Origin of the sequence: Algoriphagus aquimarinus, from assembly GCF_007997215.1 — a bacterium.
GTDB classification, from domain to species: Bacteria; Bacteroidota; Bacteroidia; order Cytophagales; family Cyclobacteriaceae; genus Algoriphagus; species Algoriphagus aquimarinus_A.
In genome coordinates, this window is sequence record NZ_VORW01000006.1 from 138,218 (window position 1) to 153,870 (window position 15,653).

14 protein-coding genes are annotated in these 15,653 nt (G+C 40.5%); 5 read left to right on the forward strand and 9 right to left on the reverse strand.

The annotated features are described in order from the left end of the window. Window positions 1-126: 126 nt before the first annotated feature. Window positions 127-627 carry a UpxY family transcription antiterminator gene (locus ESV85_RS11880; RefSeq protein ID WP_146917857.1) on the forward strand — a complete coding sequence of 167 codons (501 nt, stop codon included), beginning with the start codon at window positions 127-129 and terminating at the stop codon, window positions 625-627. Window positions 628-690: 63 nt separating this feature from the next. Here the strand turns inward: ESV85_RS11880 and ESV85_RS11885 are convergent, their stop codons facing one another. From ESV85_RS11885 to ESV85_RS11920, 8 genes are all read right to left on the reverse strand, one after another. Next, window positions 691-1,392: an outer membrane beta-barrel protein gene (locus tag ESV85_RS11885; RefSeq protein WP_146917858.1), complete on the reverse strand. Its 702-nt coding sequence runs from the start codon at window positions 1,390-1,392 to the stop codon at window positions 691-693. Window positions 1,393-1,529: 137 nt separating this feature from the next. Beyond that, entirely contained in the window at window positions 1,530-1,718 is a 189-nt protein-coding gene (gene xseB, locus ESV85_RS11890) for an exodeoxyribonuclease VII small subunit (RefSeq protein WP_146917860.1), read from the reverse strand. Further along, window positions 1,715-3,025: an exodeoxyribonuclease VII large subunit gene (gene xseA / locus ESV85_RS11895; RefSeq protein WP_146917862.1), complete on the reverse strand. Its 1,311-nt coding sequence runs from the start codon at window positions 3,023-3,025 to the stop codon at window positions 1,715-1,717. Before xseA ends, xseB begins: the two co-directional genes overlap by 4 nt. Window positions 3,026-3,027: 2 nt before the next feature. Further along, window positions 3,028-3,891 carry a 4-hydroxy-tetrahydrodipicolinate synthase gene (dapA, locus tag ESV85_RS11900; RefSeq protein WP_146917864.1) on the reverse strand — a complete coding sequence of 288 codons (864 nt, stop codon included), beginning with the start codon at window positions 3,889-3,891 and terminating at the stop codon, window positions 3,028-3,030. A gap of 146 nt (window positions 3,892-4,037) precedes the next feature. Further along, window positions 4,038-6,491, reverse strand: coding sequence for an NAD-dependent DNA ligase LigA (ligA, locus tag ESV85_RS11905; protein WP_146917865.1), 2,454 nt, complete (start codon window positions 6,489-6,491; stop codon window positions 4,038-4,040). A 166-nt stretch (window positions 6,492-6,657) separates the two neighbouring features. Beyond that, window positions 6,658-7,623, reverse strand: a complete 966-nt coding sequence (locus ESV85_RS11910) for a hypothetical protein (RefSeq protein ID WP_146917867.1) — start codon at window positions 7,621-7,623, stop codon at window positions 6,658-6,660. 374 nt (window positions 7,624-7,997) lie between these two features. Continuing rightward, the gene (locus ESV85_RS11915; protein WP_146917869.1) at window positions 7,998-8,297 is read right to left on the reverse strand and encodes a helix-turn-helix domain-containing protein; all 300 of its coding nucleotides are present in this window, start codon (window positions 8,295-8,297) and stop codon (window positions 7,998-8,000) included. Between the two features lie 4 nt (window positions 8,298-8,301). Continuing rightward, complete coding sequence (locus ESV85_RS11920) at window positions 8,302-8,625, reverse strand: type II toxin-antitoxin system RelE/ParE family toxin (RefSeq protein WP_146917871.1); 324 nt, start codon at window positions 8,623-8,625, stop codon at window positions 8,302-8,304. A 279-nt stretch (window positions 8,626-8,904) separates the two neighbouring features. Here ESV85_RS11920 and ESV85_RS11925 point away from each other — a divergent pair, with 279 nt between their 5' ends. From ESV85_RS11925 to ESV85_RS11935, 3 genes are all read left to right on the forward strand, one after another. Next, on the forward strand, window positions 8,905-9,537 hold the full coding sequence (locus ESV85_RS11925; protein WP_146917873.1) for a TetR/AcrR family transcriptional regulator: 633 nt from the start codon (window positions 8,905-8,907) through the stop codon (window positions 9,535-9,537). A gap of 95 nt (window positions 9,538-9,632) precedes the next feature. Then, complete coding sequence (metG, locus tag ESV85_RS11930) at window positions 9,633-11,693, forward strand: methionine--tRNA ligase (protein ID WP_146917875.1); 2,061 nt, start codon at window positions 9,633-9,635, stop codon at window positions 11,691-11,693. Window positions 11,694-11,890: 197 nt separating this feature from the next. Continuing rightward, window positions 11,891-12,829, forward strand: a complete 939-nt coding sequence (locus tag ESV85_RS11935) for a hypothetical protein (RefSeq protein WP_146917877.1) — start codon at window positions 11,891-11,893, stop codon at window positions 12,827-12,829. Window positions 12,830-13,055: 226 nt separating this feature from the next. Here the strand turns inward: ESV85_RS11935 and ESV85_RS11940 are convergent, their stop codons facing one another. After that, window positions 13,056-13,961 carry a YitT family protein gene (locus tag ESV85_RS11940; RefSeq protein WP_146917878.1) on the reverse strand — a complete coding sequence of 302 codons (906 nt, stop codon included), beginning with the start codon at window positions 13,959-13,961 and terminating at the stop codon, window positions 13,056-13,058. Between the two features lie 262 nt (window positions 13,962-14,223). Here ESV85_RS11940 and ESV85_RS11945 point away from each other — a divergent pair, with 262 nt between their 5' ends. Further along, entirely contained in the window at window positions 14,224-15,648 is a 1,425-nt protein-coding gene (locus ESV85_RS11945) for a circularly permuted type 2 ATP-grasp protein (protein ID WP_146917880.1), read from the forward strand. The last annotated feature ends 5 nt before the right edge of the window (window positions 15,649-15,653 follow it).

Here is a 15,653-nt window from a genome sequence, read left to right on the forward strand (position 1 = left end):
GTTGGTGGTTTTTTTTGTTAAAACCTCTGGGGCAATGTCTCAGAGGTTTTTTACTTTATATAAGGGCGCTTTTTCCTTTCAAGCATGGAATTTGTAAGTTCGCCATCCCGAAATTATTCGAGTAAAATGGAAGAATTAAAGTGGTATGTGATGTACACAGCTTCTCGATCTGAGAAAAAAGTGGCTGATCGATTGAAAGAAAGAGGCTTGGATGTGTACTTGCCTATGATCGAAGAATTGCGCCAATGGTCAGATCGTAAGAAGAAAGTACAACGAGCCATGTTCAACGGCTATGTTTTTGTGAAGACTCATCGGAATCAACTTTGGGAGTGCCTACAGGTGCCGGGAGCAGTGAAATTCGTCCATTTTTCAGGACAGCACGCCACTATCAGAGAAGAAGATCTGGATATCATCAAGCGAGTGATTGAGACAGGTGTAGGAGTAGAATCCGACGGATCCACTATAGACCCTGGGGAGAAGGTGAACGTAATAGGCGGACCACTTCAGAATATGAGCGGTGAAGTCATTGAGAAAGGCAATAAGGATTATTTCATGATTCGAATTCCCGGTATTTACCAAAACCTATTGATCAACATACCAAGGAAATTTCTGGAGGTTACCAATTGAAAAACAAAGAGCCATCCCGACTCTCGGGATGGCTCTTTGTTTTATTGATATTAGGTATGAATCTTAATCTTTATTGCTAAAGAAATACCTTCTGTAAACAACTTGTGCCTGGCCTAGGTGATCTCCAAATCTGTTGAAGTCAACATTTCCATCTAAATTATCAGTAAAGGTCATCATTAAGGAGCCTTCCAGTGCGATATCTGAAAATGGACCAATGGAATAGCTTAAGCCTGCTCGGATTGGAACATAGCCCGTTGTAATGGTATGATGAGTAGGTATCTCATCTCTATCAAAGGTTTTTGTTTGTTCTGTGCTGGCGTGCATTACTCCTAGTCCTACGCCTCCGTAAAAATTGAATAGACTTCTGTTCATATGGTTGCCGAAGGGAACTACATACATACTGGGCATCAAGTCAAAATAATAGACAGGTCCAGATACGGTGAAGGCTGAGTGTTTCTCAAACCATAAACCTGTAATGTTGGGAGTTGGATTGCCGCCACTCGATATCCACTGCATACCAGCAGAGGCTCTCAAATCAAATCTATCATTAAGTCTCTTAATTAATGAGGCGGTAACTGAAGGTTTGACTTCAAAATGGAAGGTGCTGTATTGCCCTCCATTATCCATGTAAGCCATAGCAGGTCCTACACCAATGCTGAAGATATTGTCTCGGGATTGTTTCTCTTTATAGAAACTCTGAGCAGACAAATTCATGCTTCCAAAAAGTAAGCAAACTAAGATGAGAAGTTGGGATTTTCTTGACATAACGGTAGAGCCTAAAAAGGAAAATTAACCTCAGGGTAAGACTTGTTTGCAAATTTTGCAACAAATATGCCAATCGCCTGCTTGGAATTATATTTAAAACAGAAAAATACGAGAATTAGTATAATTGAGTTAAAAAATCAAGCGCCCTCAAAAGCCTTTTTAATATCTTCTTCGGTGATTTTTAGCTTACTTCTGCAGGCTTTTACCAGCTCTGCGGCTTCTTTTACCAACTCAGAAAGTTCGTCTACACTTTTCTTTCCTTCTTCAAGTTCTGCCAGAATTGTCTCCAATCGGCTCATTGCTTCGTTGTACTTTAATTCACTCATTTTTCCTCAATTTGTGTAATAGTGCTACTGATTTTTTGCTTGGAAGTATGCGTCTGCAATTCATCTCCAAGTTGGATTTTTGCATCATTGATAGGCTTACCGTTCATTTCCGTTCGGGTATAGCCTCTTGCTAATATAGTCTCAGGATTCAACTGTCGCAGAAGTATTTCCTTGGAGTCTAGACTCTGTTTTTGTTTCTGCAAAAAGCTATCTAATCCCCGAATCATATTTTTCTCGAAGGAAGCCAAACTATTCTCCTGAATCTGTAGGATGTTTTTGCTCGAAATTCGAATTCTACTGATTGAGGAATTCAATTTCTCAGCTTCAAGCTTCAAACGGCTTTCTGAAAATGCTTTTACCTGATGAGCGATTTGCTGAATTCTGGTTTGTTCCTCGCTGATTTTCTGGCGAGTAGCGCGATCTAATCTTAGCATTGCTAATCCTAGATTTTCTTCGAATTCTCTAAAACCAGAAAGTAGAAATTCTGCCACCGCTGTAGGTGTCTTCAGTTTGGTATGCGCCACCAAATCGGCTATGCTTTCATCACGCTCATGTCCAATTCCTGTAAGAACGGGCAAGGAGAAATTTGCGATTTTGGCTGCAAGCCTATAATCATCAAAGCAATCCAAATCCAACTGGGCTCCACCGCCACGTATCATGACCACCGCCTCAATTCCCAAATCATCTTTTACAGCTTCTATCTGCTCCAGACTTCTGGTCAAGGAGGCTACGGCTTCATTTCCCTGCATCATAGAAGGGAACAGTTTATGGTAAACTTGATAACCGTACCCGTTATTTTCTAATTGATTGACAAAGTCACCATAGCCTGCCGCAGTTGGGCTGCTTATGATGGCGATTTTCTGGATAACTGCAGGAAGTAGATGCCTGGCGTTAAGGCGAAGTAAACCCTCTCTAGTCAGTCTATCGATGGTTTCTTGACGAACTCTTGCTCTTTCTCCCAAGGAAAAAGAAGGGTCAATATCTTTAACATTAATGCTCAGACCATATACAGGATGGAAGTTGACTGCCACTTGGGCAAGCACTTTCATACCATTCTTGATGCTGGATCCAGTAATGGATTCAAATCTCGCCGCCACAGCTCTATAGGCAAAGGACCAAAGATTGGCCTTTATCTTTGCTTGGACGGTGTTTCCTTCCTTTTCTACCAATTCAAAATAGGCATGTCCCTGAGGAGCCTGACGGAAGTCTGCAATTTCTCCGATTACCCAAATTACCGGATCAAGTTCCGTCTCTAGGGCTTGTTGGATTAGCCTATTGAGTTCAGATATCGATCGGGCATTTTGCATACTTACTTAAGTTTTTGAAATTCCGCTTTGATCTTTTGGTTCAATCCTAAGCTTGCACGAAGCATAGGAAGTCTCACCTGATCATCACAGATTCCCATGTGACAAAGCAAGTTTTTGATGCCTACAGGATTGCTTTCCTCATACATAAGATGATTCAGGGGTAAAAGGGAGAAAGCAGCTTTAAGACTTTCTGCTTCTGCACCATGGCACATGGCATTAAAAGTAGCAGGAAGCGCATTTGCCATCACTGAAATAATCCCAGATCCGCCAATGCTATACAAAGCTTTGGTCATGAGATCATCACCAGAAACCAACAAGAAATCTTTTGGCATTTTCGCAGCGATTTGCATGCATTGCTCCAAGTTCCCACTCGCCTCTTTCATCCCTATAATATTAGAATGCTCTGCAAGGCTAAGGGTAGTTTCGGCAGTGATGTTCGACATGGTTCTGCCTGGGATATTGTATAATATCACAGGTACAGGACAAGCATCAGCGATCGCTTTATAATGCGCGATAATTCCTGCCTGAGTTGGCTTGTTATAATAGGGACTTACAGAAAGGATGGCGGTGATGCCAGTGAAATCTGTAGCCGCTATATCACTCAATACAGACATGGTATTATTTCCACCCATTCCATAGACTACAGGCACGCGTCCAGCATTATATTCGAGACAGGCATTGAGCACCTGTTTTTTCTCAGAAGATGAAAGAGTAACTGTCTCCCCAGTTGTGCCCAAAACCACCAAATAATCCACTCCACCGTCGATTACATGATCGATAAGTCGTTTTAGACCATCGAAATCAATAGAGTAATCATCGTGAAATGGGGTGACAAGGGCTACGCCGGTTCCTTTAAGTTGATTCATGTATATAAGGTTTGGGAGGCTAAAGATAAGGGGATGCTAGGAATTGACATTCTGTTTTTGGAAAAAAACGCCTCTGTAGGGGCGAATGAATATTCGCTCTTTATTCTTATTCCTATTATTGTGCATGGGCGAAAGATTTTTCGCCCCTACACGTCACCTATCATCTTCAAAAATTCTTCTTCAGAAATCATCGGAACACCGAGTTTCTGCGCTTTTTCTTTTTTGCTTGGGCCCATGTCCTCACCCTCGATGATGAAATCCAAATTTTTGGAAACGGAGGAAATGTACTGACCGCCATGTGCGATGACGGCATCTTTGATTTCATCGCGTTTGAAATGTATCAATTTCCCGCTGGCCAAAATGCGTTTTCCTTCCAGTGAATTCCCCAGTTGTTTTGATTCAGATTCATCTACTTCGAATTTCAACCCGAAACCTTTCAGTCTTGCGATGATCTCTTGGTTTTTTGGCTGCGCAAAAAAGTCCTGAAGGCTAAGCACAAGCGTTTCACCTACGCCATTGATATCCAGTAATTGTTCTGAAGTAGCAGCTTCCAATTTCTCAATTGTCCCAAAATGTCTGGCTAGCAATTGAGCTGTGTTTTCTCCGATATTTCTAATTCCCAAGGCGAAAAGTACTTTTTCGAAAGGCTGATTTTTCGATACAGCGATTCCCTCCATCATGTTTTTGATGACCCCGTCCTGAAAAGTGTTGGCTTTTAGTTTTTTGATGCGGTCAGTTAATTGCTGATTGAGATCAAGGTTGAGTTTCAACAAAATGCCGTGAACGGTTCCTTCCTTTTTGCTGACTTCAAGTACTTGCTGAAATTCAACCTTTCTGCTTAGGAAAAGATCCAAAACCACTGCCACTGGCACATAATCTTCGAGTTTTGGCAGGTTGTGATCCTTTAGATTTGAAATCAGGTAATCGATCATCCCAGTATTGGAAGGGACTTTTTTCTTCAATTTCCGGATATATTCTTGAAATGCCTTAAGCATTTGAGCTAGAGGTAATTCAGTATTCTCGGTTAGGAAATCATGAACTTGTTTGAATGTCAGACCTTCAGTTAAGGCGTAGAGGGCTTTTTCCAGGGTGATATAAAGCAAGCCATCACCTTCAGTTTCATACTGGTCTTGCGACATTTCCAGTCCTAGCAGTTCCTCCTTTTTTGCCTCCAACTCATAAATATCCGCTGGATCGGTGATGAATCCCTGATCGATCAAAGCTCTGATTCGCTCAGTTCCCATGGAGTCTATATCCATGGCGCGCTTGGATACAAAATGCTCTATTCTTCCCAGTACTTGCGGGGGACAGGATTCAGCATTTGGGCAATAATGTTTGGCTTCGCTTTCCTTTCGCTCCAGCTCAGTGCCGCATTCCGGGCATTGCGTGATATAGGCGATTGGTTTCGCCTCAGAATTTCTTCTTTCGGGATTTACAGCTGTGATTTTTGGGATGATTTCTCCGCCTTTTTCCACAAAGACAAAATCGCCCTCATGCAGATCCAATCGCTCAATTTCATTGGCATTGTGAAGGGAAGCTCGCTTCACGGTCGTGCCAGCCAAACTCACCGGAGACAGATTTGCCACGGGAGTGATCGCGCCAGTTCGCCCAACTTGATATGTCACAGACAGCAGTTCCGTCTCAGCGCTTTCTGCTTTGTATTTGTATGCAATCGCCCAGCGGGGATTTTTGGCAGTGAAGCCCAGTTCCTCGCGCTGATCGTAATTGTTAACTTTTAAAACCACTCCGTCGGTATCCACAGGAAGTGAAAAACGCTTTTCTTTCCAGTCTTCTATGTATTGGACTACCGCTTGAATGTTTCCAACTTTTCTATAGGTTTGGGATACGTTGAATCCCCATTTCTCTATCAGGGAAATCGCCTCAGAATGAGTGTTTACACTGAGTTCATCGCCGAGCAACTGATAGAAATAGCAATTCAATCTACGCTTCGCTACTACGGATGAATCTTGCATTTTCAGCGTTCCAGAAGCTGCATTTCGTGGGTTAGCGAGCATAGCATCTCCAGCTTCTTCACGGGCAGCGTTGATTTTCAAGAATTCCTTCAAAGGCAAAAATATTTCTCCGCGCACTTCAAATTTTGCTGGAATGTTCTCGCCTTTTACTTCCAAAGGAATATTTCGGATCGTGCGCACATTGGCCGTGACATCATCTCCTTTGTATCCATCGCCACGGGTGACAGCCCGAACCATTCGCCCATTTTCATACACAATACTGATAGCAACCCCATCAAATTTCATCTCGCAGAAATATTCAAAGTTGGGGTGGCCGAGTCCCTTCACTACACGCTCATCAAAGGAGATAAGTTCTTCTACAGAATACGTGTTTCCCAGCGAAAGCATTTTAGTGCTGTGTTCCACCGTCTGAAAATCCTTCGTGATTGTGCCACCCACACGTTGGCTTGGGCTGTCTGGATCTAGCAAATCAGGGAAGCTGCTTTCCAATTGAATCAGTTCTTCCAAAAGCTTATCGAACTCAAAGTCAGAGATCTCAGGGCTGCTTTCCTGATAATAGCGGTTGTTGTGATGGTTGATTTCTTGGCTCAGCTGTGCAATTCGCTTTTCGGCTTCCTGTGGGTTCATGGCTTGTATAGAAAAATTCGGGCTCGTAAAAATAGGATTTCGATAGGGAAGGAGCAATCTGTACGGGTTTTTTAACCTTGAAGCGAGGGTATGTTTTTTTTACCGCAAAGTCACCGAGTGCGCAAAGAAAGTCGCAAGGGATTTTTGAGGCGTATTTAAAGAATCATCAATCAATAGCTTCATTCCCTATATCTACATTCAAGTTCTGAAAGTTATTTAAGAGATCCTTCCAAGTGCTATTTCTTAAGCTTCCTCCTTGATAAAGATTTGATTTGAAATCCTTTGTGATCACCATTAATGAAGTAGATCTTTTGTAAGGAGTTTCGATGCTGACTTGTTTAATATTGTCTACTCTGTATTTATCATTCACCCATGGCCATACATGATTCTTGACCACTAGGTAATTATTGTCTAGGTGAAAATAATGAAGTTGAGACCCCAAGAATCCATAAGTGAAGCCAAAAATAACGATCCATACTAAAAATAAGAGTCCAAAATGGTTGGGTGAATTTATTACCATAAATATGGTAAAGGCGTTCAATCCGTAAATCACAAGTCCGTTAAATGATAGAATATGGTTACCACTATATTTTGTCATTCCACTGAGGTTTACAAAACCAATTGGATCAACTTTCGAAGTTTCTAATATTGGGTTTAGTTCGATTGGCTTTTTGGCATCTATGCACTCAATTACTTGCTGGAGTGTTTTTCTAATGGTGGGCATATTTTCATAGCGGGAAGCTATAAGGTCTATTTTCCTGCCATTTTTGAGTTTAAGGATTGTTGCATCCAAGGGTGAATTTGCGATTTGACTTTTGCCGATCAATTCAATCATCTTAATCTCGCTCCAGGATATGAATTCCTTATTAAATAGGTTGCTGACTTTTATTCCTTTGCTATCAATCTGGATAGATTTACTCATTTTTATGTAGTGAATGGAAGTCCCAATAATCACTGCAAATAGAATAAGACTTCCGTAAATGGGGGTTTTGAAGATTGAATCTACTTTCCCATTGTTTACATCTTCGAAAGAAAGGAATATTAAGAAGCTGGCTATTGCGCCCAGCCAAAAAATAAGTAATACGGGAGCTATTATTGAGTTCAGAATGTTCAACCTACTTGTTATTGTCATTTGGAGAGTTGGAATCTGATTTTCTTCACCTAATCTACCCGTCTTATAACTTTTTCTTTGAGATAATTGAACGACATTGTGATTTTTCTTCACAAACCATCGTTCATGCAATTTGCACCAAGGTTCGTCAAAAATATAACAACGTCCTTTCCTCAGATAGATCATTCTACTAGAATGTAGGAACTTTGGTCAAAATTCTATGAACTTTCCTCTAAAAAGTAAGAACGTTCCCCGAATTTGTAAGACACTTTTTCCCTGAGGTACAATCGCCCACCTGGGGAATGTGATTCTGTGTTAAAAGATAGAAAATGCTGTAAATAAGAACTAAAGTTGTTGAATTCGGAATAAAATACTGAAATGATGGCCTGATGAATCTATAAAAATGTCAATCCAATTTTCTTGTTCAATCCTTGTTCAAAAATTCTGATTAGAGTAGAAAGTTGGATGTTTCCTTTTCCGTTTTCGAGTTTAGAGATGTAGCTTTTTTTTGTACCAGCTTTCTCAGCCAATTGTTCTTGAGTCAGTTTTGCTTCCTTACGTGCTGATTTTAGCATTTCACTTACAATGAACATTTGGGCACCTTCCTCGTATTTGTTGCGATTCTCTGTGCCGATTTTTCCATGTTCGAGTTCGATCAATTCATCAAATGTCTTTATGTTTTTATAATCTTTCATAGTTTTAGTTTTTACCATCAAAATATTCTTTCATAATCCTCTCCGCTTTTTCTAATTCTTTTCGAGGTGTCTTTTGTGATTTTTTTTGGAAACCATTAAACAGAACAACTAGCTGCCCCTCATCAAAACAGCAGAAAATCCTATAAATGCTAGACTGGTATTCGATGCGGATTTCGTAGAGTCCGTTCGTTCCAGATAAATGCTTCAAGAATTTTTCAGGAACACGGTCAACTTGTTTAATCAATTCGAAAACATACTGGATTTTACCTTTCACTTTTTGATCTTGCTCTCGGTAGAATTCTATGAAGTAATTTTCGTAAAAGATTATTCTTTTTTTTTATCAAAGTTATCTTAAAAGGTAACATTAGCAATTTTTTAATTTGAATTTTTGGTGATGATTTAAAGTCTCCTTTAGAGCAATCTAAAGCGCGATAGCTTTTCAACACAGAATCTTCGAGGTTCAAAAAAGACTTCAAAGCATATCAATACGTTGCGCCACCGCGCCGTTGCGAGCAAAATCAGGATCTTTGAGCTGCCGAAAGAATTTTACATTGCATATCCTCCCTTTATTTTAAATCTTTGTTATCCTAATTCTCCCCAATCACCTATGTCTAAGAAAGCCAATCTTGAAAGTAAGATTCTGGATGCCGCCTACAAACTTTTTCTGGAGAAAGGCTACCGCCAAACTACCATGGATGATATCGCCCAAATTCTGGGCATGAGCAAAAAGACACTCTATAAATATTATCCCGGTAAGATGGAATTACTCGGAGCGTCTTTTGAAGTAACCAAAACCAAGCTTACAGCCAAGGTGGAGGCGATTGTGGACAATAGATACATTTCATTTCCGCTTAAATTGAAGTCCACTTTGACTGTGATGGCTTCACTTCTTGGGCCTATTAATCCTGATCTTTTCGAAGATCTTAGAGAGCATGCACCCGAAATATGGGAAGATCTCACCCAATATATCAATGAGTCTGCCTACACCCGTTTTAAGAAGTTGTTGGAGCAGGGGGTAAGCGAGGGCTTGGTCAATCCCTCCATCAATATCAATCTTGTAGTTATGCTTTATGCGACTGCGGTACAATCGCTTATGGATCCAAAATTCATTAGCCAGTTTCCCGAGCCCATCCAACAAGGCATGAAGAATCCTCCTGCCGATATATACGATCAGGCAATCACTATTATATACAATGGTATTTTGACAGATGAGGCACGCAATGAATTTGCAAATGCCTAAGACTCGCTTTGCCTGATTTTCCTATCTTTGCGCCTTGATCCTGTCAGGAATTTGTTTTCAAAGCGGGGTTTACTAGTTAGAATCTTAGATTGATCATGAGCAATAAGAATTTCAAAAGATATACAGTCACTTCCGCACTTCCTTATGCCAATGGCCCGCTTCATATAGGTCATTTGGCTGGATGCTACATTCCCTCAGATATTTATGTTCGCTATTTGCGAAGCCTGAGAAGGGACGTAGCCTACATATGCGGTTCTGATGAGCACGGTGTGGCGATTACCATCAAGGCAAAAAAAGAAGGTAAGACTCCTCAGGAGGTGGTGGATCACTACCATCAGATCATGAAGACGAGTTTTCAGGAATTTGGGATCAGTTTTGATCATTATTCCCGTACTTCAGCGCCTATACATCATGAGACTGCGCAAGGTTTTTTCAAGGATTTGTATGAAAAAGGCGAATTCCTAGAAGAGACTACCGAGCAATATTATGATGAGGAAGCCGATCAGTTTTTGGCGGATAGATACATAGAAGGTACTTGCCCGAAATGTGGCAATGAGCACGCCTATGGAGATCAGTGCGAGAAATGTGGTAGCTCGCTTAGCCCTACAGAACTCATCAATCCAAAATCAAAACTCAGCGGTAGAACTCCTGTTTTGAAAGCGACGAAACATTGGTTTCTTGACTTGGCGAGGTATCAGGATTTCCTGAAAAAATGGATACTCGAAGATCATGCGAATGATTGGAAAAATAACGTACTAGGCCAATGTCGTTCTTGGCTAGAAGCAGGCGAAGGACTGCAAGCTAGATCGATGACCAGAGATTTGGATTGGGGAATAAAAGTGCCTTTGCAGGACGCAGAGGGCAAAGTGCTTTATGTTTGGTTTGATGCGCCGATTGGTTACATCTCTTCGACTAAAGAATGGGCTGCAGAAAAAGGAATTGATTGGCAGCCGTATTGGAAGGATCAAGATACCAAACTGGTACACTTTATCGGAAAAGATAACATTGTATTCCACTGCATTATTTTCCCTGCAATCCTGAAAACTCACGGCGATTACATACTTCCTGAAAATGTGCCGGCAAATGAGTTTTTGAACCTAGAAGGAGACAAGATCTCAACTTCCAGAAACTGGGCGGTTTGGCTTCATGAGTATTTGGAGGAGTTTCCTGGCAAGCAGGATGTACTTCGCTATGTGCTTACAGCAAATGCACCGGAGACCAAGGACAATGACTTTACTTGGAAGGATTTTCAGACTAGAAATAACTCAGAGCTGGTTGCCATTTACGGAAATTTCGTGAATCGTGCAGTCGTTTTGACTCATAAATACTATCAGGGAATCATCCCTCAGCGAGGTGAATTGACTGGTTATGATCAGGAGATTTTGGATGCTTTGGCAGAGTTTCCTGAGAAAATTGCTTCCTCTATCGAGCGCTACAGATTCCGTGAGGCACTGAGCATAGTGATGGAATTGGCTCGATTGGGAAATAAATACCTAGCGGATACAGAGCCTTGGAAGGTCATTAAAACCGATGAAGCCCGTACTGGGACTATCCTGAATATCGCGTTGAATATCGCAGCGAACCTTGCGATTGTATCAGAGCCATTCTTGCCATTTACTGCTGGGAAACTAGTGGGTCTTTTCGGAATGGAAAAAATAGATTGGTCTGAAGCTGGTCAGGGTGAACTGCTGAAAGCAGGAACTTCACTGGGAGAGATGGGATTGCTATTCGAGAAAATCGAAGATGAAACTGTAGAAAAACAAGTACAAAAACTATTAGATGCCAAGAAGATGAATGAAGCTGAAAGTGCACAAGTTCCAGCGATGAAAGAGATCATTGCTTATGATGATTTCGCTAAGCTTGATATGCGTGTAGTTACCATTTTGGAAGCGGAGAGAATGCCAAAATCCAAGAAACTTCTCAAGCTCAAAGTGGATATTGGCTTGGGACATAGAACAGTGCTCAGCGGTGTGGCTGAACACTTCGAACCAGAATATCTGATCGGTAAGCAAGTAACAATGCTGATCAACCTTGCTCCACGCAAAATGATGGGTATAGACTCTGAAGGCATGATTCTGATGGCAGAAGACAAAGACGGGAAGCTGAAGCTACTTGTGCCTCATGAAAGTACTGCGAGTGGATCGGGGATTTCGTAAGCAGCAAGATTTAAGTAGTAAGAAACTAGAAATCTGTCAAATTATTTATTTGACAGATTTTTTCATTTTAAATCAAATGCTCATTTAATTAAACGAATTCTATCATGATTCTTTTGTGTACTAATATTCTCTAACTTACTTTTAAATTCTGAATAAGCAACATCAATAATTGCTAGAAGATTATTTAAAGAAATTTTATGGATAGAGTTCTTTTAACCCTGATTACATTTTTTCTCTTTACTCCATGTTTTAGCCAAATGGAGATTACGAATGTGAGGTCTGGTGCACATCAATTGGTTGTAGGTACTGAACTTTATATGATTCCTCCGCCAAACTTTTTTAGTCCTGGTATACCGGGGTTTTTAGAGCCTGCATCTCATGCAGCAGTTATGGCTACGAAGGTTCTAAATAGTAATTATGAGGAGTTTTTGTCTGGATTTGATGAATTGATAGGAAAGGAAAAAGTAGTTAAGCATGTTGAGGATGTATTAATCAACGGAAACAAGGGTAAATTTTTTATATTTGAAGAAATTCGAGATGGAGATCCGATAACCAATCACACTTTGTTTTTCGGAAGTGACGAGTTCTTATATATGGTGATAGGTGTTTGCCCTTCAGATCATCCAGGAATTAATGAATCTATCAAAGAGTCCATTCTTTCAGTGATTTATGATTCAAATCCGACTGAACTGCGAGAAAAATCATTCTCTGTTAGAACAGAAAACACCAAGCTGATACAGGGTGGGGAAAAAGCAGGTATCATTTTTTATACTGTAGATGGTAAAGTTCCAACTGAGGCTGAAGATAAAACAGCCTTTATTATTGGTTCCTCTTTATATAATTTAGAGATAGTTAACAGAAGAACCTATTCAGTAAATCGAATCAAGCAGCTGCCATATAAAAATATTCAGGTAAGTGAAGATTTATTGCGAGAAGTAAAAATAAATGGACTAGATGGTTTTGAATTTGATTTTAGAGGAGCAAAAGAGCTAGATAGACCAGAAGAAATGGTTTATTCCGTAATGTTATTTGACGGGCCGAAGTATTATCTGCTGCTTGGGAATGCATTTAATGATTTCGACGAAAACCTGAAACTGTTTAAATCAATTTCCTTAACCTTCGAGCTCATCGATTAGAATATTTTTTTTGACTTTTGGGTCAAGTTTTTCAAAAGGAGCTTTCTTAAAATACCTAAGTTAATTGGTTCGAGAATTATAAAGTTTTCAAGATCTAATTATCTAGACTTGAGTGTTTAGAGTTTATAACCAAGAGCCAAGAACTCGAATGTATTTCGGTTTTCTTGGCTCTTTTTTCTTTGTTCTAAAATCTTATGTCTTGCTTCTTGTCTCTAGCTACTATTTTCTAATGAAGCGGTCTCTTTTTAATCATCCCGCCTTTTGTATCCTTGATAGGATATTGGATTACGAAGGCTTTGGAGTCAATTTTTTCAATTTCCACCAGCATTTTGGTTACTTCCAGTCGGGTGATCACGCAGAATAATACTTTCCTATCGGGTAGTTGATTGGCTTTGTCGCCGTAGCCTCCATCAGATTTTAGGACAGTTACTCCACGCCCCAGATCAAAGGAAATCATTTGCTTGATTTCTTCATTGTACGAAGACATGATCATCACGCCAAGGTATTCTTCCACACCGTTGATGATGAAATCAACTGTTTTGGAAGCCGAAAAGTAAGTCAACATGGAGTACATTGCTGTTTCTATATCTACGAAAATAGCCGCAACTATAAAAAGGCAGACGTTGAACACCGTAATAAAGTCACCGACGGTCAGGCTGGATTTTCTACTGACAGAAATTGCGAGCACTTCCGTGCCATCAATCACTGCTCCACCTCGAATCGCGAAGCCAATCCCTGAACCCAGGAAAAAACCTCCAAACACAGCAATAAGTAATTTGTCCGCAGTGATAGCTGGAACTTCGATGTAATGAACAAGTAATGCCAGCCCAAAAATCGCCAAGGTGCTTTTGATGGCGAATGGCACTGAAACCTGCTTTGCACCAAGCAGAATGAATGGTAAGTTGACTAGTATAATCAATACCGAAAGATTGACAGGAGTGAGCATGTCCAAGAGCAATGACATACCCATCGCGCCACCATCGAAGAATCCATTTGGTAATAAAAACCCTTTCAGGCCAATACTTGCCATCACTACACCTATTGCAATGAAAAGCCCGTCTTTGATTTGCCGCCAAATCGTAATTCGCTTTACAATTGCGTTATCCTGTATTTTTAAAAGTCGCTTCACCATGGGTCGAAAATAGAGTATTTTAATCAACTGTTCTGTCTGCAATTGCAACCAACCCAAGAATAAATACTTAACTTAACTGGGAAGAGAGAGTTGAATTGACCGTTATCTCAATTGATGGAATGGTAATTATTGAATCTTATTATTGATAATTCGTGACAAGAATATATATTTTGATAAAAATATGAGCCTATTTTCATAATTTTTTTGACAATTACCCTTTTTCATCTATCTTTTTGAAGCTTGTTATATTTTAGATAAACTTATGAAGACCGAAGGATACAACGCAGGAGAACATTACGATGAGATGATCTCTGGGGAAGGGGAGATTAGAGAGCATTATAATGAATTTTATAATCATCTGAAAAAGACTAGCTCTAAGAAGATGAACCAGCTACAGCACTCTGCTAATCAGACGCAGCGCTCGATGGGCATGACATTTAATGTGTATCATGACAATCAGGGGATGGAGAAAATTCTTCACTTGGACATCATTCCCAGGATTATTCCCAATTCAGAATGGCAAAAACTAGAGGCGGGATTAAAGCAAAGAACCCAAGCTTTGAACATGTTTCTTCAGGATGTCTACAATGAGCGAAACATTCTAAAGGATGGTATAGTCCCTTCAGATCTTATCCTTAAGAGTAAGGATTACCTTGAGCCTTGTATAGGACTAACCCCACCTAAGGGTATCTGGTGTCATATTACCGGAACTGATCTAGTGAAAAGTAAGGATGGGGAATATTACATATTAGAAGATAATCTCCGATGTCCATCTGGGGTTTCCTATATGCTGGAAAGCCGTGAAATTATCAAACGCGTTTACCCGGATATTTTCAATCAAAAAGGAGTGATGCCGGTTTCTAACTATCCGACTAAGCTACTTCGGATGCTTCAGAATCTTTCGGATAAGCCTAAACCTGTGGTAGGAGTGCTTACTCCGGGAGTTTATAACTCGGCGTATTATGAACATTCGTATCTCGCCTTGCAAATGGGAGTAGAGCTGGTAAGCGGAGTAGACTTAATTGTGGAGAACAAAAAGGTATACATGCAGACCACGAAAGGCCTAGAGCAAATCGATGTGCTTTATCGCAGGATAGATGACACATTCTTGGATCCAGAGACTTTCAATCCAGATTCTATGCTGGGAGTTCCTGGCCTTTTTGAAGCTTACAAAGCTGGGAATATTGCTTTGGCAAATGCACCTGGAACTGGCGTAGCGGATGATAAGGCAGTTTATGCTTACGTTCCAAAAATCATTAAGTACTATCTTAATGAAGAACCAATATTAAATAATGTACCAACTTATCTCTGTAGAGAAGAGAAGGATAGGCAGTACGTGCTTGATCATATAGAAGAGTTGGTAGTGAAGGAAACGAATGCAGCAGGTGGCTACGGGATGCTGATTGGGCCAAAGGCAACTCCAGAGGAGCATGCGAAATTCAGAGAGCTTGTTGCAAATAATCCGACAAACTACATCGCTCAGCCAACGTTGTCACTTTCTACAGTGCCGACTTTGACAAATGAAGGAATAAGTGGTAGGCATGTGGATCTGAGACCTTATATCTTGTATGGACAAGAAATTGAGGTAATTCCCGGCGCATTAACTCGAGTGGCGTTGAAAAAAGGTTCGCTGGTAGTGAACAGCTCCCAAGGTGGAGGAAGTAAGGATACCTGGGTTTTATATTAATAAAC